The 20,169-nt window shown below is 40.0% G+C and carries 19 protein-coding genes; 6 read left to right on the top strand and 13 right to left on the bottom strand.

What is annotated here, in order from left to right; genetic code table 11:
- Nucleotides 1-277 precede the first annotated feature (277 nt).
- The 9 genes from recO to rpoE form a co-directional block, all read right to left on the bottom strand.
- A complete protein-coding gene (gene recO / locus M1F14_RS10790; RefSeq protein WP_129466143.1) occupies nucleotides 278-1,006 on the bottom strand; it encodes a DNA repair protein RecO in 729 nt (242 codons plus the stop codon).
- Nucleotides 1,007-1,017: 11 nt separating this feature from the next.
- Nucleotides 1,018-1,926, bottom strand: a complete 909-nt coding sequence (gene era, locus M1F14_RS10785; protein WP_042844713.1) for a GTPase Era — start codon at nucleotides 1,924-1,926, stop codon at nucleotides 1,018-1,020.
- Nucleotides 1,923-2,603: a ribonuclease III gene (rnc, locus tag M1F14_RS10780; RefSeq protein WP_042844714.1), complete on the bottom strand. Its 681-nt coding sequence runs from the start codon at nucleotides 2,601-2,603 to the stop codon at nucleotides 1,923-1,925. The genes era and rnc overlap by 4 nt, the downstream gene beginning before the upstream one ends.
- 302 nt (nucleotides 2,604-2,905) lie before the next feature.
- Nucleotides 2,906-3,871 carry a signal peptidase I gene (gene lepB / locus M1F14_RS10775; protein ID WP_042844715.1) on the bottom strand — a complete coding sequence of 322 codons (966 nt, stop codon included), beginning with the start codon at nucleotides 3,869-3,871 and terminating at the stop codon, nucleotides 2,906-2,908.
- Nucleotides 3,872-3,888: 17 nt separating this feature from the next.
- Nucleotides 3,889-5,685: a translation elongation factor 4 gene (gene lepA / locus M1F14_RS10770; protein WP_042845371.1), complete on the bottom strand. Its 1,797-nt coding sequence runs from the start codon at nucleotides 5,683-5,685 to the stop codon at nucleotides 3,889-3,891.
- A gap of 394 nt (nucleotides 5,686-6,079) precedes the next feature.
- The gene (gene rseC, locus M1F14_RS10765) at nucleotides 6,080-6,544 is read right to left on the bottom strand and encodes a SoxR-reducing system protein RseC (RefSeq protein WP_042844716.1); all 465 of its coding nucleotides are present in this window, start codon (nucleotides 6,542-6,544) and stop codon (nucleotides 6,080-6,082) included.
- Nucleotides 6,545-6,547: 3 nt separating this feature from the next.
- Nucleotides 6,548-7,498 (bottom strand): sigma-E factor regulatory protein RseB, encoded by a 951-nt coding sequence (gene rseB, locus M1F14_RS10760; protein ID WP_042844718.1) that lies wholly within the window; start codon nucleotides 7,496-7,498, stop codon nucleotides 6,548-6,550.
- Nucleotides 7,498-8,127 (bottom strand): anti-sigma-E factor RseA, encoded by a 630-nt coding sequence (gene rseA, locus M1F14_RS10755; protein ID WP_042844719.1) that lies wholly within the window; start codon nucleotides 8,125-8,127, stop codon nucleotides 7,498-7,500. Before rseA ends, rseB begins: the two co-directional genes overlap by 1 nt.
- Before the next feature lie 59 nt (nucleotides 8,128-8,186).
- Entirely contained in the window at nucleotides 8,187-8,765 is a 579-nt protein-coding gene (rpoE, locus tag M1F14_RS10750; RefSeq protein WP_042844720.1) for an RNA polymerase sigma factor RpoE, read from the bottom strand.
- Between the two features lie 395 nt (nucleotides 8,766-9,160).
- Between rpoE and nadB the strand changes: the two genes are divergently transcribed.
- Nucleotides 9,161-10,756, top strand: a complete 1,596-nt coding sequence (gene nadB / locus M1F14_RS10745; RefSeq protein WP_042844726.1) for an L-aspartate oxidase — start codon at nucleotides 9,161-9,163, stop codon at nucleotides 10,754-10,756.
- Between the two features lie 59 nt (nucleotides 10,757-10,815).
- Here nadB and M1F14_RS10740 read toward each other — a convergent pair whose 3' ends face one another.
- Nucleotides 10,816-11,550, bottom strand: coding sequence for a tRNA1(Val) (adenine(37)-N6)-methyltransferase (locus tag M1F14_RS10740; protein ID WP_042844728.1), 735 nt, complete (start codon nucleotides 11,548-11,550; stop codon nucleotides 10,816-10,818).
- 157 nt (nucleotides 11,551-11,707) lie between these two features.
- On the opposite strand from M1F14_RS10740, the gene M1F14_RS10735 reads away from it, so the two are divergent.
- The 4 genes from M1F14_RS10735 to srmB all read left to right on the top strand — a co-directional run bounded on the left by M1F14_RS10735 (nucleotide 11,708) and on the right by srmB (nucleotide 16,352).
- Nucleotides 11,708-12,439 (top strand): IclR family transcriptional regulator, encoded by a 732-nt coding sequence (locus tag M1F14_RS10735; protein WP_042844731.1) that lies wholly within the window; start codon nucleotides 11,708-11,710, stop codon nucleotides 12,437-12,439.
- 2 nt (nucleotides 12,440-12,441) lie between these two features.
- Complete coding sequence (gene hutG / locus M1F14_RS10730) at nucleotides 12,442-13,359, top strand: formimidoylglutamase (RefSeq protein WP_042844733.1); 918 nt, start codon at nucleotides 12,442-12,444, stop codon at nucleotides 13,357-13,359.
- A 272-nt stretch (nucleotides 13,360-13,631) separates the two neighbouring features.
- Nucleotides 13,632-14,837, top strand: coding sequence for a sodium/glutamate symporter (gene gltS, locus M1F14_RS10725; protein ID WP_042844735.1), 1,206 nt, complete (start codon nucleotides 13,632-13,634; stop codon nucleotides 14,835-14,837).
- Between the two features lie 183 nt (nucleotides 14,838-15,020).
- On the top strand, nucleotides 15,021-16,352 hold the full coding sequence (gene srmB, locus M1F14_RS10720) for an ATP-dependent RNA helicase SrmB (RefSeq protein WP_042844736.1): 1,332 nt from the start codon (nucleotides 15,021-15,023) through the stop codon (nucleotides 16,350-16,352).
- Between the two features lie 29 nt (nucleotides 16,353-16,381).
- Here srmB and M1F14_RS10715 read toward each other — a convergent pair whose 3' ends face one another.
- Nucleotides 16,382-17,827, bottom strand: a complete 1,446-nt coding sequence (locus tag M1F14_RS10715) for an ankyrin repeat domain-containing protein (RefSeq protein ID WP_042844738.1) — start codon at nucleotides 17,825-17,827, stop codon at nucleotides 16,382-16,384.
- A gap of 158 nt (nucleotides 17,828-17,985) precedes the next feature.
- Nucleotides 17,986-18,369: an autonomous glycyl radical cofactor GrcA gene (gene grcA, locus M1F14_RS10710; RefSeq protein WP_042844740.1), complete on the bottom strand. Its 384-nt coding sequence runs from the start codon at nucleotides 18,367-18,369 to the stop codon at nucleotides 17,986-17,988.
- 380 nt (nucleotides 18,370-18,749) lie between these two features.
- Here grcA and ung point away from each other — a divergent pair, with 380 nt between their 5' ends.
- Nucleotides 18,750-19,430 (top strand): uracil-DNA glycosylase, encoded by a 681-nt coding sequence (ung, locus tag M1F14_RS10705; RefSeq protein ID WP_048607890.1) that lies wholly within the window; start codon nucleotides 18,750-18,752, stop codon nucleotides 19,428-19,430.
- A 119-nt stretch (nucleotides 19,431-19,549) separates the two neighbouring features.
- Here the strand turns inward: ung and grpE are convergent, their stop codons facing one another.
- Nucleotides 19,550-20,143, bottom strand: coding sequence for a nucleotide exchange factor GrpE (gene grpE, locus M1F14_RS10700; protein ID WP_042844743.1), 594 nt, complete (start codon nucleotides 20,141-20,143; stop codon nucleotides 19,550-19,552).
- Nucleotides 20,144-20,169 lie beyond the last annotated feature (26 nt).

The following is a 20,169-nucleotide window of genomic DNA, read 5'->3' as shown; positions in this document are numbered from 1 at the left end:
AAATAAACGATAACAAACAACTCTCCCTTCTATCCTACTGTAATTTGCCGTCTTGAGGGAATAAATCTCTCATCATTCGAGGTGAATTCCAGCTTAATTGCCCTATTTCAATGGTTACACTTTTATTTTGCGAAGCGCTTCGTAGAATTTTATTGAAATGATAAATTCACGTTGTTCAAAGCGAAGACTTTCAGTAAAAATAATAAAAAAGGGGCGAATAACCATAATCAATATATTTAATATATGGGGTCATTCAATCATTAAAATAGCAATATATTTAATTGGGCTTATTCTGCACTTTAGGCGAGTAGGTAAATTGGCGAAATAGCTCGCGGCTTTTTAAGGGCTTTCCACCTAAGTAGGGTTTAAGGGCAATGCGAGTGAAGCGTTTGGCTGCTTTCAATGTGTCAGCATCTGGGAATTCTCTACTAGCCAGTGCTTTAAGTTGCTTACCTGTGAAACTGAGCTGGTCAATAATTAAACTACCAATAAAACCTTTTTCTTCACGGTAACGGTAAGTCATAGTATCGGAAACTGGCTCTCCACTGCCTGCACAGTGTAGAAAATCCACCCCATAACCAAGGTAGGAAAGCAGTGCCAATTCAAATTGGCGTAAAGCAAATTCTGGGGTCTGTTCACTTGCTGCGAGTATTTGCAAACAGGAAAGGTAATCAAAAAATAAGGCTGAATAAGGTGTGCCAAATTCTAATACTCGAGCGGTTAATTCATTAAGGTATAAACCGCTATATAAAACCGTCCCCGTTAAAGGTAAAGCCAAGGAAACAGGGTCAGCATTAATGAGTGTTTTGATTTCACCTTTGCCTCCCCAACGGATCAGCAAAGGTGTGAAAGGCTGTAAACAGCCTCTTAATGGTGAGCGGTTACGGCGAGCACCTTTCGCAAGCAAGCGAATTTTCCCTTCACCTTCAGTGAAAAAATCAAGTAATAAGCTTGTCTCACTGTAAGGCCTTGAATGGAGTACAAACGCACGTTGCCAACCACTCATTCTGCCACCAATTATTTGAGGTCGTCGACATAACCAAGGCTGCGCAATGCTCTTTCGTCATCAGCCCAACCAGATTTAACTTTAACCCAAAGCTCAAGGTGTACTTTATTATCAAACATTCTTTCCATATCAATACGTGCTTCAGTACCAATGGTTTTCAGTTTGCTACCTTTGTTACCAATCACCATTTTCTTCTGGCCTTCTCGCTCAACCAGAATCAACCCATTGATATGATATATACCCGAATCCGTCACTTTAAATTGTTCAATTTCTACAGTCACTGAGTATGGCAATTCATCCCCAAGAAAACGCATTAGCTTTTCACGGATGATTTCCGATGCCATAAAACGCTGGGAACGGTCGGTGATATAGTCCTCAGGGAAATGGTGAGTCGCTTCAGGTATATGTTGCTTCACAATCTTAGCAATTGTATCTACACCCGTGCCTTTCTCCGCACTGATAGGAACAACATCCAAAAAGTTCATTTTCTGGCTAATCATACCGATATGCGGCAACAATATCGTTTTATCGACCACATTATCAATTTTATTGATCGCTAAAATAACAGGGCAACGTAAGCTAGATAGCTTAGTCAATACCATTTCATCATCAGGCGTCCAATTAGTGCCTTCAACCACAAAAATAACTAATTCCACGTCACCAATTGAGCTCGATGCGGCTCGATTCATTAAACGGTTAATAGCTCGTTTTTCTTCAATATGTAACCCTGGAGTATCTACATAAATAATTTGGTAATTATCTTCTGTATGGATCCCCATAATACGATGGCGAGTCGTCTGAGGCTTTCTCGATGTAATCGAAACTTTTTGCCCCAGTAATTGATTTAATAATGTTGATTTACCAACATTTGGCCGCCCAACTATAGCCACAAAGCCACAGTGGGATTGTAATTCACTCATTCAAGCTCCAAAATTTTCAATGCTTGCTCTGCGGCGGCTTGCTCTGCTTTACGGCGACTTGACCCAACCCCATTAATAGGCTGTTCAATACCGCTGACTTGACAGTGGATCGTAAATTCTTGATCGTGAGCTTCACCTTTTACCTGAACAACTAGATAGTTAGGTAATGGTAAATGACGCCCTTGCAGATATTCTTGTAACCTTGTTTTCGGGTCTTTTTGTTTATCACCCGGACTGATTTCATCCAGTCTACTTTGATACCAATCTAAAATAATTCTTTCGATCGTTTGAATATCACTATCTAAAAAAATACCACCGATCAGTGCTTCAACAGTATCAGCAAGGATAGATTCGCGACGAAACCCACCGCTTTTTAATTCCCCCGGCCCTAAACGCAAGCATTCACCGAGTTCAAATTCACGGGCAATTTCCGCTAATGTATTTCCACGCACAAGTGTTGCTCGCATTCGGCTCATATCACCTTCATCCACTTTAGGGAAACGATGATATAAGTCATTTGCAATAACAAAACTTAATATTGAGTCCCCTAGAAATTCTAGGCGCTCATTGTGTTTGCTGCTTGCGCTTCTATGTGTTAAGGCTTGGATTAATAACTCATTTTGATTGAATTGATAACCAAGCTTACGCTGTAATCTTTCTAGTAAAGAGGGGTTCATGTGCGCCCAACCATTTTTATTTGATAAAAAAGCACACGCAACAGACCTGTAAAATAAGCCATTTTACAAAACTGTTGCGTTTGCACTGACTCCCGAGTCAACCCACATTTTATACAGCTCAGTAGAACTAATTATAAAATACCATTAGTTACCATGCATTATAAAGGAGGGTTAATAATTGGAGAGCCAATAATATTAATTAAACTATATTGTACACTGGGTAAAATAATAATGCTTCGGATTATGCGGATTTTCAAATGAAAACCCGCACAACCACCGTTTGGCAGATCCAATTAATAAGATTATAGTGGACCAATTCGGCTAAAGCGAATACCTGTAGGCCATTCGTTTTCTTGTTTATCCAAACTTAACCAAATAAACACAGCTCGACCAACTAGGTTTTCTTCAGGAACAAAGCCCCACATACGGCTATCTGAACTGTTGTCCCTATTGTCACCCATCATAAAATAATGCTTTTCAGGCACAATCCATTCATTCTTTGGCATACCCGGTTGCAAATACCTTGCTTCAGTAATAGCTTGGCGAATAATTAGGATTTGATGTTCAACGGTGCCTAATTTTTCGCTACGCTCATACTGGCGCAGTGCATTTCTAGGTAATGCTTCGTCCAATGGGATTTCATAATTACCCTTTTGGCTGTCAACAACAGAATCAACATCAAAAAACATCGTCCATTCACTCGGTGCCAATGGACCATAAGTAATAGGGAGTTTTTCCGTGCACTTGTTATCAGCACAATTTGGGTAAATAGTCAGTTCTTTCGCATCTGGGTTATAAACGATTTTATCCCCAGGCATACCAATCACACGTTTTACAAAATCAACATTTGGATCTTTCGGGTATTTAAATACCGCAATATCACCACGTTTAGGTTTACCAGTTTCGATTAATGTCGTCTGCGTAATTGGGTCTTTTAGCCCATAAGCAAATTTCTCAACCAACATAAAGTCGCCAACTAATAAAGTTGGCATCATTGACCCTGAAGGTATTTGGAATGGCTCATAAATAAATGAGCGGACAACCAGCACAATAGCTAACACAGGGAAAATAGATGACCCTGTTTCAAGCCATGAAGGACGGCGAACTGCATTCGCAACATCCGCTTCACTCACTGCACCGTTAGTCGCATCCTGTAATTGCTTTAGCTTCGCTTTACGAGCAGGTGCAAATTTAAACTTGTCTAAACACCATATAATCCCTGTGATTAATGTTGCCAGTGTTAGGATCAAGGCAAAGGTGTTAGCCATTGAGTCTCCTTGTAAACTTAGTTGTCTTTACCAACATGCAATATAGCAAGAAACGCTTCTTGTGGTAATTCAACATTACCTACTTGTTTCATCCGCTTCTTACCATCCTTTTGCTTCTGTAACAGTTTCTTCTTACGGCTAACGTCACCGCCATAACACTTGGCAAGCACGTTTTTACGTAGTTGTTTAACTGTAGAACGAGCAATAATATGGTTACCAATCGCCGCCTGAATCGCAATATCAAATTGTTGGCGAGGTATTAGTTCTTTCATTTTTTCGACAAGTTCACGCCCACGATGTTGTGAATTTCCGCGGTGAGTAATCAAGGCGAGGGCATCAACACGTTCGTTGTTAATAAGAACATCGACCCGCACCATATCCGATGGTTGGAAACGTTTAAATGCGTAATCCAACGATGCATAACCACGAGAGGTTGATTTCAAACGATCGAAGAAGTCCAGAACAACTTCAGACATTGGAATATCATAAGTAAGCGATACTTGATTACCATGATAGACCATATTGGTCTGAACACCACGTTTCTCAACACACAATGTAATCACATTACCTAAATACTCTTTAGGCATCAGCATGTGACATTCTGCAATTGGCTCACGCAGTTCTTCAATATTATTCAATGCAGGTAGCTTCGAAGGGCTATCTACATACACAATTTCACCGTTGGTTTGTTTTACTTCATACACTACCGTTGGTGCAGTAGTAATCAGGTCAAGGTCGTATTCACGCTCTAAACGCTCTTGGATGATTTCCATGTGTAATAAGCCAAGGAAACCACAACGGAAACCAAAACCGAGTGCCGTAGACGTTTCTGGCTCATAGAATAATGATGCATCATTCAGGCTAAGTTTACCAAGGGCGTCACGGAAAGCTTCATAGTCATCAGAGCTTACAGGGAATAAACCTGCATAAACCTGTGGTTTTACTTTTTTAAAGCCAGGCAGCGCTTTTTCAGCAGGATTACGAGCACCTGTTAAAGTATCACCTACTGGTGCCCCAGTGATATCCTTAATCGCACATACTAACCAGCCTACTTCACCACAATTTAATACATCGCGGTCAATTCGCTTCGGTGTAAAAATACCAAGGCGGTCAGCGTTATACACTTGACCTGTACTCATGACTTTGATTTTATCGCCTTTTTTCAAGGAGCCGTTTTTAATACGGATCAATGAAACAACACCTAAATAGTTATCAAACCATGAGTCAATGATTAAGGCTTGTAAAGGCGCATCCGCATCACCTTCTGGTGGGGGGATCTCTTTAACCAGACGCTCAATCACATCTTGAACGCCAATCCCTGTTTTTGCTGAACAGCGAACAGCATCATGTGCATCGAGCCCCACGATATCTTCTATTTCATCCGCAACACGCTCAGGGTCTGCCGCAGGCAAGTCGATTTTGTTCAAAACAGGAACAACTTCTAGGTCCATCTCAATAGCGGTATAACAGTTTGCAAGTGTTTGAGCTTCAACCCCCTGCCCTGCATCAACCACTAACAGGGCACCTTCACATGCTGCTAATGAGCGTGATACTTCATAAGAGAAGTCAACGTGGCCAGGTGTGTCAATGAAATTTAATTGGTATGTTTCACCATCCGCAGCGGTATAATCGAGTGTAACACTCTGTGCTTTAATGGTGATCCCACGCTCACGTTCTAAATCCATTGAGTCTAAAACCTGCGCCGCCATTTCACGATCTGTTAAACCACCACAAATCTGAATAATACGATCTGATAAGGTAGACTTACCATGGTCGATATGAGCAATGATAGAAAAGTTTCTTATGTTATTGATTTTCAAGGTAATATCTTCTTTTAAATTGCCTTACAAAATCAGCTTTGTGCAAATATCGCGACAAAACTAAAATGCTATGATTATCACAAGATTGTTAATTAGCAGCATTTTACATACAAGAACCCACTAACACAAAGATTCAATGTAAAACAACTGTAAACCTGTATAAGGTTAATAAGTTAGTTATCGTAATTTATCGCTAACTCCCCTGTAAAATATACTGTTTTATACCACCGTGCTTATACTATTTTCATTCCTGCTCGAAATAATCTAAAAAGCCAATGAATTGCTAATCATCCATTTATTAATAAGCTTTAAACCGCAAAAGGGAAACTACATGTTTCCCTTTTTAGTGATAGTACCAATTTATATTTCGAATACAACCCATTGAAATTTAGCAATTAACTTGTATCGAAAGCTCTGTCGGAGGTAACCCAATTTGTAAAACCACAGGTTGAAAAGCTTCGTCATCACGCCATTTTGACGCCAACTTACGTGCTATAAAAAAGCCAATTACACCACCAGCCACACCAGACATAGCTATCCAAAACTGTTCTAAGCTAAATGATTGCGCTAGACCTGCAAAAATAAATAACCCTAAAATAGGCGTTAAATAAACTAATAGTGCAGAGCGTATCAGGCTACCTTCTGGAATACCGACCTCAATCTTTTGCCCTACCACCAGTGGCTGTTCAATCGCAATTTCTAATTCATGTTCCGTATTTGGCCCTATTTTACTTAATGCGTAAGAACCACAGGTTTTACGAGCACCGCAACTTCCACAGCCAGATGAAGAACCATAGCGCAATAACGCCCTACCGTTTTGCCAACGGACTACTGTTGCCCACTCTTTTACCATAACTTACTCCCGGAACTGAATACTACCCGCCACGACTTGTGCGGTTGCCAACGGTAATTCACCGATGATAGTGACCACATGTTGTTTTTGCGCCATCGTATAAATTGTCCGACGCCCATTTTGTAAGGGTTGATCTAACAACGGGCCTTTTGCAGATTTTGTCACATTAACAGAAAAGGTAAATAGACCATCACTAAACATCGCCGTTTCGACTATATCGTCTTCAGCTAATTTACGTGAAGAGCGCGATATTTCTTCGAAGCCTGGTGGCAACATACCGATTTGCCACTTAAATGAGGGATTGCCATTTTTGGGCGAAATCAATAAAGGCGGCATATTTACCTTGCTCAAGGTAAGCAACGAATCTTTCACTGTTTTGCTATCGAGTACCGTTGAGATCACACGAAATTGTTCAAGTGTTTGACTATTATTATCGAGAAGATCGATACGTAATGGTAATTTCGTTTCTTCATCGATCAATACTACATAGTTAAAACGTGAATTGTCTTTCGATATTATGCGGATCACTAATGCAGGTCGGTCACCAATATGAGTACGCCCTGCATCAATAAAATTATAATACGGTTTAATTTGTTGATAATTAGCAAAAATTACCGAAGGTAAGTTATCAACAATATTTTTGCCATTTAAGCTAAATGCATCAAACCCTGGCTCAAAATAGCTAATGCTGTCACCTTTTTGCACAATTTCACGTCGTGACGAATCCATCTGGATCATCTGAGAAACAGGCTTACCATCAATAATAGTATGGCGATAACGTACAGGAGTAATTGATTGAGGGTTAAATGTCACAAATGACATTTCATAAGAGAGAGCTTGGGCAGCATTTCCCATTTCTTTAAAAAGAACATCGGCATCTTGTTCAGATGCCGAAGCTTGATTAGAAACAATCAGGCTGCCCGTCAGGCAGATGACGGATAACCATTTATTCATTATTGCAATTTAACTCCTGCTGAAGACGCAGCTTGTGCAGGTTCTTGATATTGCTGATTCTGATTCAACATTGAGCGTCTTTCAATTTCATACTGCTGCAACATTGCATTAATACGTTGATTTTGCTGCTCAACTTGTTGCAGTTGTTGCTCGTTACCAAACAGTTGATTATCAGATATATTTAAGCTTACTGGCGCACCACTTCCTACTGGAATTGTGTTAAACATAGGCTCATCAACTGGTGAATCAACAGCATCACTTTGATTATATTGTTGAACACCAACAATCACAGCCAATGAAACACAAGCTGCCACACCAATTTGGGTTAATTGGCTCGCCCAAGGACGAATTTTGCCCCAGAATGGGAAGCTTCCCCAAGTCGCAGGTTCAGGCTGCGATTCAACAACTACCTGAGGATTAATACGCACAGCTTCATTCTCTAGTGCTGCCGCAACTTTACTAGCAATATCAAAATGCATGACCTCGCTAGTTTCGTTACGTAGAGTATCACGAATAAGATGATAGCTCTCCCAACGTTGCTTTAACGTTGAATCACGTGAAATGGCGTTTACTAGTTCTAAATCTAGAACTTCGCCATCCATCATTGCGGAAAGTTTCTCTCTTTGCATGCCCAATTACCTTCAGTTAATTGCATCACAATTATAGTTAATTGACTGATTTAACAATACTAATACTGTTGAATCAGAGGTTGTACTTTATTATCAATCGCTTCTCTTGCTCTAAAAATACGCGAACGTACAGTGCCAACAGGACAATCCATAATTTCTGCGATTTCTTCATAGCTCAAACCATCTAGTTCGCGAAGCGTAATTGCCATTCTTAAATCTTCTGGCAATGATTCGATGGTTTTAAAAACGACTTTCTTTAATTCATCAGACAACATTAAGTTCTCTGGGTTCGAAATTTCTTTTAAAGCACCAGCGGTTTCAAAGTTTTCTGCATCACTCGCTTCGAGATCTGACGCGGGTGGACGCCTATCTTGAGCAACTAAATAATTTTTAGCCGTATTAACCGCAATACGATAAAGCCAAGTGTAAAATGCGCTATCACCACGAAATGACCCGATGGCACGATACGCTTTTATAAATGACTCCTGAGCCACGTCAGGGACGTCGGCCTGCGGCACATAGCGAGAGACTAGACTTGCAACTTTATGCTGATATTTTATTACCAGTAAGTTGAAAGCTTGTTGATCGCCTTTTTGCACCTTCTCAACCAATATCTGGTCAGTTAATTGCTCGCTCATTCCAGGAAGTATCTCCCGAATTCAGGCTGATAATATGTTAACTTGATCATGTTCTCCCTTCCTAAAGCAAGCACTACTTTGAGTAGTAGAACTAGTTGAAGTTCAATTAAATCTAAAAAAATAGTCAATAATTTACAAAACGGCCAACGTTGCTGTTTCGATGATCCTAAAAGATCTTCATTAAAACAACTGTATATAACATTTCCGTCTCTCATGAATACAGCATACGAATTTTGTAAATAAATACTATTACCACCACACGAAACCAATTTGAATATGTAAATAGACTTAGGTCAATACATGTTTACTAAACAGCAATCCATCAATAGCAATAGACAATCCAATAGGCTAACATAAAAAACTCAATACATACTATTATATACACGCAAACACTTATGAACGCATCCACACAGCATTACACTGATATCTTAATCATTGGGAGTGGTGTCGCAGGACTTTCAGCTGCCTTACGGCTCGCCCCCTTTCATCAAGTGACTATTCTCAGCAAAAGCAACCTCAGTGAAGGGGCTTCCTACTACGCACAAGGTGGTATTGCCGCCGTTTTTGATGATACCGACAGTATTGAATCTCATGTTGAAGATACCCTCATCGCTGGTGCGGGTATTTGCCAAAAAGAAGCGGTTGAATTTATTGCCTCAAACGCTAAGCATTGTGTTCAGTGGCTGATCGACCAAGGTGTTTTATTTGACACCGAAATCACCGAAAGCGGCGAAACACAATATCATTTAACCCGTGAAGGGGGTCATAGCCATCGGCGGATCTTACATCATGCGGATGCCACAGGTAAGGAAGTTGAAACAACTTTAGTCGATCTTGCCATTGCCCACCCTAATATACACATTAAAGAACGCTATAACGCCGTTGACCTTATCCTTTCTAATCCAGCCAACTCTTCTCGTATTTTAGGTGCCTACGTCTGGAACCGCCAAAAAGAACAAGTCGAAACAATCCGAGCAAAAACAGTTGTGTTAGCAACGGGAGGTGCTGCTAAAGTTTATCAATACACGACAAACCCTGATATTTCTTCTGGCGATGGCATCGCAATGGCATGGAGAGCCGGCTGCCGTGTTGCTAACCTTGAATTTAACCAGTTCCACCCAACCTGTTTATTCCACCCGCAAGCACGTAATTTTTTACTAACAGAAGCATTGCGCGGAGAAGGGGCTTATTTAAAACGCCCTGATGGTAGTCGTTTTATGCCAGATTATGACGAGCGATGCGAACTTGCTCCTCGTGATATTGTTGCTCGGGCAATTGACCATGAAATGAAGCGCCTTGGTGCTGATTGCATGTATTTGGATATCAGCCATAAGCCTGATGATTTCATAAAAAACCACTTCCCAACCATTTATGCGAAACTAATGACTCTAGGGTTAGATCTCACAAAAGAGCCAATCCCAATTGTGCCTGCGGCTCATTATACTTGTGGTGGCGTCATTGTGGACAAAATGGGTATGACCGATATCACCAACTTATATGCTATAGGGGAAGTGAGTTACACCGGTTTACACGGTGCAAACCGTATGGCCTCAAATTCACTCTTAGAATGCCTTGTATATGGCTGGTCAGCAGCAGAAAACATCAATAAAACCATAAAACAGATCGATGAGATCCCTTATTTGCCTGAATGGGATGAAAGCCGAGTGCATAATTCGGATGAACAGGTTGTAATCCAACATAACTGGCATGAATTACGCCTATTTATGTGGGATTATATGGGGATCGTTAGAACCACCAAACGCCTTGAGCGCGCCTTACGTCGTATTCATCTATTACAGCAAGAAATCCATGATTACTATGCGAATTTCCGTATTTCAAATAATTTACTGGAATTACGAAACCTCGTTCAAGTTGCTGAATTAATGGTACGTTGCGCGCTAGAGCGCAAAGAAAGCCGTGGGTTACACTATACACTTGATTATCCAGACCCATCACCCAATTCAGGGCCTACCGTTTTAATACCTGAATAGAGGGCCACAAAGCCGGCACTGGTGTCGGCTTTTCTTTAGCTAGCTTCACGGTATATAGCTTAATACTTTAAATAAAATGGCTGAATAAGTTTACGAAATGCTTCGGTATATTCATTATTTTCATTTTTTAGCGCTAAAGATGTTTGTTGTACCGATGCTTCCTGTAATTGAATACCCAGCAGCATACGGTGATAACCAGTTTTAGGTTTATCGCTAATATCGACGCGAAAAGCTGTAAACCAGCCAGATTTCCCTGCCATATCCTGCAATCTCTCCCCAACTTCGTATGGTAAGACTAAACAAAACAGCCCATGGGGAGCAAGACAGGACTTCGCACTTTTTAGCAATACATCATGGGTTAAAGCACATGTATACCTTGCTTGGTCTCGTTTTTTATCACGGCATGCGACCGCAGGTTCAAAATAAGGCGGGTTACTCACAATCAAGTCATACTGAGTCTGCGAATGCTGACTATAAGTAATAATATCTTGGTTAATTATATGTAAGCGTTCCGCCCAAGGTGATTCATTAAAGTTTTCTTGTGCTTGCGCCGCTGCCTCATGGTCTAATTCGACGGCATCAACACGCAATGTTGGGTTTCTTTGGGCTAACATCAGGGCTATCAAGCCACTACCACTGCCAATATCTAAAGCTGCTCTAACCCCTTTTACGGGTGCCCAAGCCCCCAGCAACACGCCATCAGTCCCCACTTTCATTGCACATCGGTCATGTGCGACAAAAAACTGTTTAAAAGTAAACCCACCTTTGCGGTAATTTTGTTTTAGTTCACACATGCAAACACTCTAATTGGACAATATTTATTCTATCGTACTCATTTTGAGCAAATAAAAATGATAATTTAACCTATTCGCTACAATATTATTCTTATATTATGAGAATAATATTTGAGACGAATTTTTTTTACTGCTAAGTTCAAAAAAAGGAGATGCAATGAATAGTATAAATCGAACCCTAGATATCTTGTCATATATCACAACCAGTGCATCTCCGGTGACGCCTCAGGCTATCTCATCTGCATTAGGCATCCCATTATCGACAGTTTATCGGTTGCTGGCAATTCTCATAAATTGGGAATTTGTCTCTTATGCAAAACAATATGGCACTTATTGTGTCGGTTCGCAGAGTATCAAAAACCAAGAAAAATACTATCACCACAGTTTATTGATGGGAGCTTCTAAACAAGAGCTACAAAAGCTAGCGAAAAAAACGCAAGAAACCGTGGCGATAATTACTTCAAACTTACGGGAAACTATTTGTGTAGACATGATTGAAAGTGAACAGGCCTTACGCTGCTCTTTTATTATTGGTCGTGGTAATACCTTAATAAAAGGAGCAAGTGCAAAAACGTTACTGGCCTTTCGTCATGAACAATACCAAACCCATGTATTTGAAACACATGCGAAACAATTAGCACATGAGCAAAGTAAATTTAAATTACAACAAGACCTACTGCAGATACAAAAACAAGGCTATGGCGTGTCTATCAGTGAAATTGACGAGGGCGTATTGGGGGTTTCTGCCCCTATTTTCAAAGGAAATGATGTTTTAGCTGTAATTTCAGTTATGGCGCCTGAATTCCGTTCCACTCATCGCGTCGATGAATTTATTACGCATACTTGCCAAACAGCCCATAACATTACTAAATTAATTAACCTGGAGTAACTATGACACAAGCTTTCCAATGGCAAGGGCGCACAGATGGTGAAACACAAGAACATTTGCGCATCCATCAGGTCATTAACCAACACGCTCCTGCTAAATTTGCCTTAATTGGTTTTGCGTCCGATGAAGGCGTTAGACGTAATAAAGGCCGTCAGGGGGCCAAAGCGGGTCCAAATGCTATTCGCAGCCAACTTGCAGGGTTGCCAATTCATCAACCACTTGCCATCAAAGATAACGGGACAATTAGCTGTGATGACGGTGATCTCGAAGCCGCACAACGCCGTCTATCTGATGAATTAGTAGCTATATTATCTGCTAACCAAAAACCTATCGTCCTAGGTGGTGGTCACGAAGTGGCATTTGCCAGCTTCCAAGGCCTGTTTGACTATGTTGAACAATATCAAGCGGGTAAAACAATTGGTATTATTAACTTTGATGCGCATTTCGATTTACGCGAAGCCCCTATTGCCACTTCCGGCACGCCATTTTTGCAATCTGCCATGTTATGTCAGCAATACCAACGTCCTTTCAAATACTTATGCTTAGGCATCGCAGATCATGGCAATACAAAAGTCCTATTCGATACCGCTGATACGTTAGGTTGCCAATATATCCGCGATAAAGAATTAGCTTATACCAAGCTACCTCAAGCAATTGAAAAAATTAAAAAATTCATTGACGATGTAGACTATTTATATGTCACCGTCGATTTAGATGTATTTTCTGCTGCCATTGCGCCAGGCGTTAGTGCACCAGCACCGAAAGGTATTTCTACTGAAATTTTTGATGAACTATTTTCCATTATCAAAAGTAGCCAAAAAATTGCCGTTTTTGATATCGCAGAATGTAACCCTGAGTTTGATATTGATAACCATACCGCCAAACTCGCAGCTTATTTGATTTACCAATATTTATTCTAATAAAACAACACAACAATTCGACTGATAAATACACTGTTTCTCACGCTGTTAAGATAACTTACTTTCGAGCACCACAATAAAAATAGCTTTGAAATTGATTATCAAATTAGCTGTAGCGCAATATCTTAATGGTTTTTAACTATTGAATTTCGCGTTACAGCTAGGCGGCAAGTGACGTTATCCCTAGGAGCATACAAAAGTATGTGACTAGGGTAGCGGAGCGCGGCTAACAACTCTGTAGCGTGAAAGACAACAGTTAAAAAGGGAAAAATATGATTCTACACCTCGACACGCTCTCCACCCTATTTCTAACAGTAATCTGCCTATTGATGGGGATCCACTTAAAAAAACGTATTGATTGGCTACAACGTTTTTGTATTCCCTCCCCTGTTATTGGCGGTTTTCTGGTTAGTTTGATTATCTGGGGACTTAAATCATTCAATCTAGCCGAGATTAATTTTGATACCAGCTTACAAACCTTTTTAATGGTTGCCTTCTTTACCACTATTGGGATTGACGGTAGCTTCCGTATTTTGAAAAGTGGCGGTCGGTTACTATTTATCTATCTTTTCATCTGCTGGTTTGTGGTTATCTTCCAAGACACTTTCGGTGCAGGGCTTGCCCATTTATTAGGTGTTGAACCTGTTATCGGCATTATGGCTGGCGGTGTTTCTCTAACAGGAGGGCACGGTGGTGCGGCTGCTTTTGGTGGTATGGCAGAAAGCTTAGGGGTGCAATCAGCGACAGTCGCCGCTATTGCCGCCGCAACTTTCGGTTTAATAACGGGAAGTCTACTCGGTGGGCCAGTCGCTTCATTTTTGATCAAGAAATTTAACGTTCGCATTCAAGCTGATGAAAATGTAGAACGAGTTCAAATACCTGAAACCATCGCAGGGAAAATCGAATCTATCGATGCCCATGCTTTTTTAAAAATGCTCGCGTTAGTACTGGGGATCATGGTAATTGGTCAATTCGCCTCAGCACAATTTACTAAGGCAACAGGCTTTTCATTACCGAGTTATGTAGGCGCAATGATCATCGCTATTGTTATCCGCAATATTAACGACCAAGTTGAATTATTCCGCATCAACCAAAAATCGGTTGACCTGATATCAGAAGTCTCCCTTGGCTTATTTTTAACAATGGCGATGATGTCATTAAAAATTTGGGAGTTGAAAACAGTTGCACTACCATTATTTACCATCCTATTAGCGCAAGTTATTATATTAACGTTATTAGTTGTCTTTGTTATTTTTAGGCTGCTAGGTAAGAATTACGATGCCGCCGTGATGTGTGCTGGTTTAATGGGCCACGGGCTGGGAGCTACGCCAAATGCAATGGCTAACATGTCTTCCGTTTGTGAGCGTTATAAACATGTTTCCATGAAAGCCTTTATGATTGTCCCATTGAGTGGTGCAGTACTCATTGATTTAGTCGGGATACCTTACCATACTTGGCTTATTAATATGTTTAGCTAATCATTTCGAAAGGGAGGTTCTCCTCCCTTTTCAATGGTGTTATCCAGCCTAAACCCTACCTACTTTCATTGATATATCACTCCCTGTCTACTTTAAAAACAGTTACAATTGAGGAAAGCTGATTTTTCAGGTGAACAATTTTGCTAACCTGTTTATAATCAGCGCCCCAAATAGAGGTATATCATGACTGCATCCACTTTTTCTGAACTTGAACTTGACGAAAGCCTAATTAATGCGCTTTCGGATAAAGGCTATCAACGCCCAACGGCTATTCAAGCCGCGGCTATTCCTGCTGCAATGGATGGCCGAGACGTTTTAGGTTCAGCCCCTACTGGAACAGGTAAAACCGCCGCATTTTTAATCCCTGCGATTCAACATTTACTTGATTTTCCAAGAAAAAAATCAGGGCCACCTCGAGTTCTGGTTGTTACACCAACTCGTGAATTAGCCATGCAAGTTGCTGAACAAGCAAAAGAATTATGCGCACATAATCACCTAGATATTGCAACGATTACTGGTGGTGTCGCTTATATGAACCATGCTGAGGTTTTCAGCGAAAATCAAGATATCGTTGTCGCCACAACAGGTCGCTTACTCCAATATATCAAAGAAGAAAACTTTGACTGCCGGGCCGTTGAAATTTTAATCCTTGATGAAGCAGACCGCATGTTAGATATGGGGTTTGCGAATGATATCGAAACCATTGCTGGTGAAACGCGCTGGCGCAAACAAACTATGCTCTTCTCTGCAACTCTGGAAGGCGAAGCAATCCGTGATTTTGCAGAAAGGTTATTAGAAGAACCCATTGAAATTGATGCAGACCCTTCTCGTCGCGAACGCAAAAAAATTCAACAATTTCATTACCGTGCCGACACACTAGAACATAAAACAGCTTTACTATGCCACTTGTTAAAACAAGAAGAGGTAACAAAAGCGATTGTGTTTGTTCGTAAACGCGAACGCTTACGTGAAGTCGTTCAATGGCTGCGTGAAGCAGGTATTGAACCATGTTACCTTGAAGGTGAAATGCCGCAAACTAAACGTAACGAAGCTGTTCGCCGTTTAGTTGATGGCCAAGTTAAAGTATTAGTTGCAACCGATGTAGCTTCCCGTGGTTTAGATATCGATAACGTCAGCCATGTGTTCAACTTTGACTTACCACGTACAGCTGATGTGTATTTACATCGAATTGGTCGTACGGGTCGCGCAGGCCGCAAAGGGGTTGCAATTTCCTTAGTTGAAGCTCACGACTTTCCACTGCTGGGTAAAATAACTCGCTATATTGAAGACCAAATTAAAATTCGTGTTGTTGACTCTTTGCGTCCGACCACGAAAGCCCCTTCAGAGGCAATGCTGAATAAGCCTAAACCGTCGAAGAAAGTCCTTGCAAAACGCAAGGAAAAGAAAAAAGAAGAACAAACTAAAAAGAAAGAAAAAGTACGCCATCGCGATAAGAAAAATATTGGGAAACGCCGTGCTCCAATTGCACCGACAACACCTGAGCAAACTAAGTAAATAAAAACGGGTTTCGACCCGTTTTTTTATTATTTCATCATATTAAACACTTTTTCACGCATAAATTTTCCCTCATGGGTTAACAATTCTGGTTTAATAATATGATTATTGAGAATGTCTTTGCAGTCTAAGCCTTGGTTGTTTTTAACTCGCCAATCAGCTCCACTTGCTAACAATAACTCTGCCACCTCAAGTGCATGACTATTCACTGCATCATGTAAGGGAGTATTGCCTAAACTATCCCTAATATTTACCGTTACACCATTCTTTAATAAGATTTGAGATTGCATGACTTGGCCGTTTTGTGCAGCTAAATGCAAAATACTTTTTTGTTCTTTTGATTGCATACTTTTAATTAATTGCCCATATTGAGATTCAATTAAAACTTGCATAAATTGCCCATTCATTGCACTAACTGATTGCCGAGCTAAAAAGTCAATATCGCTAGGTTTATGATGTCGAACTAAAATAGCTGAAAACTCATTAATATCCCCTGCTTTAATCGCTTTCTTACAACCTTCTTGCCAATTTAATACTTGTTGTTCTTCAGGGTTAGGGAATACAGTTAATGGTATTTCTTGGATTTTATTATATTCTCCAGTAAGGGCATTCCAATTATTCCACGGTTTATGCATGCACATCATTTTAATAATTTTAACCATTGTATGTGCAATAAAACTTCTTGTTAATAAACGGTGTGGTAGCCAATTTTTCCAAGAACTCTGTTCGCTATAAGGCATTTTAATACAATTTCCCAACGCAGAAGGGATTGGTAAAGAATTTTGTAATGAATCAAGCCAGTCATACTGCACAGTATAAAAACGTATTAGTCCTTCCTGAGCCACTTTTTCAGCCATGTGGTAATCTATGCCGACTTTATTAACAGTGCTCTTAGACAGCCCTGCTGGGCTAAATGCAATACAAGGGGAATTGCTTGCCAATGCTGCAATAGACGATAGCCCTCCACCTAATGAATGCCCTGTACAGATTGTATTTCCATTAACTGCATTTGATAAAACATTCATTAAACTCACGGCTTGAAAATATTGAGATTCATACAAACCAATTCCTTGGCGGATATTTGCATAAAAATCGCTGATATCATTGCTACCACTAAAACAAAGAATATATAAATCATGAAACCGACAAATATTAGCTTGGAACCCTGTCTGCTTATCACTTAATAATTCAGCACTTATTCCCAGTTTATTCAATTCACTATCATCTAATCTTTCAATCTCTTGTATTGTCTGCCAATTTTTATTGTAAGCCCCCTGTGAAAGCAACGCTAATATATAGTCTTTCGGCTGTGCATCCCGACCTAAAAAGTCATTTTTTAATATTTTTGGGGGCCACAAATTTCCCCCGCAAGACTGATTTTCTACATGCTGATGTTGTAAATATATATCTAAACTTTCTTGAGCAAGAGAAAGCTCATCTCTAGAGGATATCGTTTCTGGCGTTAAAAAAGGCATAAATTCCTCCTAACAAATATATTGTGTTGGAAGAATATTGGAATACAAATAGCCAAGGAGAGAAATAATCTACTTTATTAGTCGCAAATAAAAAGCCATTGATAACAATGGCTTTAGAATTTATTACACAGTATTTAACGTAGTTATACTAAATTTTATTATAAGCTTTCAGTAAAAGTACGGGTAATAACATCACGCTGTTGTTCAGGGGTTAATGAGTTAAAACGTACTGCATAACCTGATACACGGATGGTTAATTGTGGGTATTTTTCTGGGTTTTTAACCGCATCTTCTAATGTTTCACGGCTTAAAACATTCACATTTAAGTGCTGGCCACCTTCGACACGAACTGTTGGCTTCATCTCCAAAGGGACTTCACGATACTCAAAAGCACCTAATTCGTCTTTCGCGACGATTTGGCCTTCGTTATAATCCGCTTTTGCACAAACACAACGAGCCTCATTTTTCTCGTTATCAAGTAACCAGAAAGAATTTAATAATGCTGCATTATCTGTTTTAGTAATTTGAATACCAGTAATCATGTCGACCTCCACGTTCGAACTTGATTGCAATCGGTTTTTATTAACCGAAACTGCATTAACCATCAATCTTATAAAAACTAGCAATTGGATATTTGGTCTAACCAATGTATATAGTCATTTTATACCAGTTGAACCCCCGAGTTTCTTTGATATTTATCAATTATTTCGTGCAGTAACTAAACAGATCAGTTCAACTTTATGATTTAAATCAAAATTAATCCGTTTGTTTTTTTAATTTTTTTCATAAAATTTAAAAAATATTTTAAATACTATAATCAATATCAGGGCTTTATCTCTTGCCTATGAACCAGTAAGCTTAGGGTATCAACTGGTTCAGTTATAAATTGGACTGTCATAGATTCATTATTATGGAATACTTCATGTCAGAACCTATCACATGGCACGATGTCATTGGCCCAGAAAAATCCAAGCCTTACTTCAAGGAAACACTTGCTTACGTTGCTGATCAACGCAAAAAAGGTAAAGTTATCTATCCACCACAAGATGATGTTTTTAATGCTTTTCGTTATACAGAACTTGCCGACATCAAAGTGGTTATCTTAGGTCAAGACCCCTATCACGGACCTGGTCAAGCCCATGGCCTATCTTTTTCAGTACTCCCAGGGGTAAAACCGCCACCTTCTTTAGTTAATATGTATAAAGAACTGGAGAAAGATATCGCTGGTTTTCAACGGCCTGATCATGGCTATCTACTGAGTTGGGCTAAGCAAGGTGTCTTATTACTCAATACCGTACTGACGGTAGAGCAAGGTAATGCACATTCCCATGCACATCTAGGCTGGGAAACCTTTACAGATAAAGTTATTGAAGCTATTAATGAAAATACTCAGGGGGTCATTTTTCTATTATGGGGCGCCCACGCACAGAAAAAAGGCAAAATAATTAATACTAAGCGCCATCACGTCCTTAAAGCCCCACATCCATCGCCACTTTCAGCGCACCGTGGTTTTTTAGGTTGCGGACATTTTTCCCAAACAAATACCATCTTAGAACGGGAAGGCAAAACACCTATTGACTGGAACCCAGTCATCAACGAATAAAATACGATGTAATGGGCTAGAAAAGCAGAACAAGAAAACAATAAAATCAAACAATTGATTTTCAATAATACTAGTAATTAAATGGGATGCCTGTGCATCCCATTTAATTATCATTATCGTTATTTCGACACGATGACCATTGCTGGTCTTAATAGACGGTTATTTAACGTGTAGCCTTTTTGCATCACATCAATAACATGACCTGCTTGATGATCAGGCGATTCTATCATCGTCATTGCTTGATGAACCTCAGGGTTAAACGGTACATTCGCTTCGCCTACGGGTTCAATGCCAAATTTCGCCACTGCATCTAAGAATGTTTTCAGCGTTAAATCTAACCCTTCTACCATTGCTTTAGATTGTTCATTGTCACGGTCTGCCGCATCAATAGCACGCTCTAAATTATCAATAACTGGTAATAGTTCATTAGAAAATTTTTCAAGAGCAAATTTGTGCGCCTTTTCGATATCTTGTTCCGTCCGACGACGAATGTTTTCGATTTCAGCATGTGCGCGCAACATGGCTTCACGCTCAGTTTTTCTTGATGCTTCAAGCTGTTGCTCAAGCTCAGCAATACGCGCTGCTAACGCTTCTTCGTTTGCTTGCATTTCATCAGCTTGCTGAACTTCAGCTTCTTGCTCTTGTTGAACTTTTTGTGATTCATTTTGCTCAAAAGCTTGCTCATCATGCATGTTTTGGTCTTTACTACTCATGAATATCTCCGCGTATTTAGCATTAA

Source organism: Providencia sp. PROV003, assembly GCF_045040775.1.
Taxonomy (GTDB): domain Bacteria; phylum Pseudomonadota; class Gammaproteobacteria; order Enterobacterales; family Enterobacteriaceae; genus Providencia; species Providencia huashanensis.
This window is presented reverse-complemented; position numbering and strand designations above follow the sequence as displayed.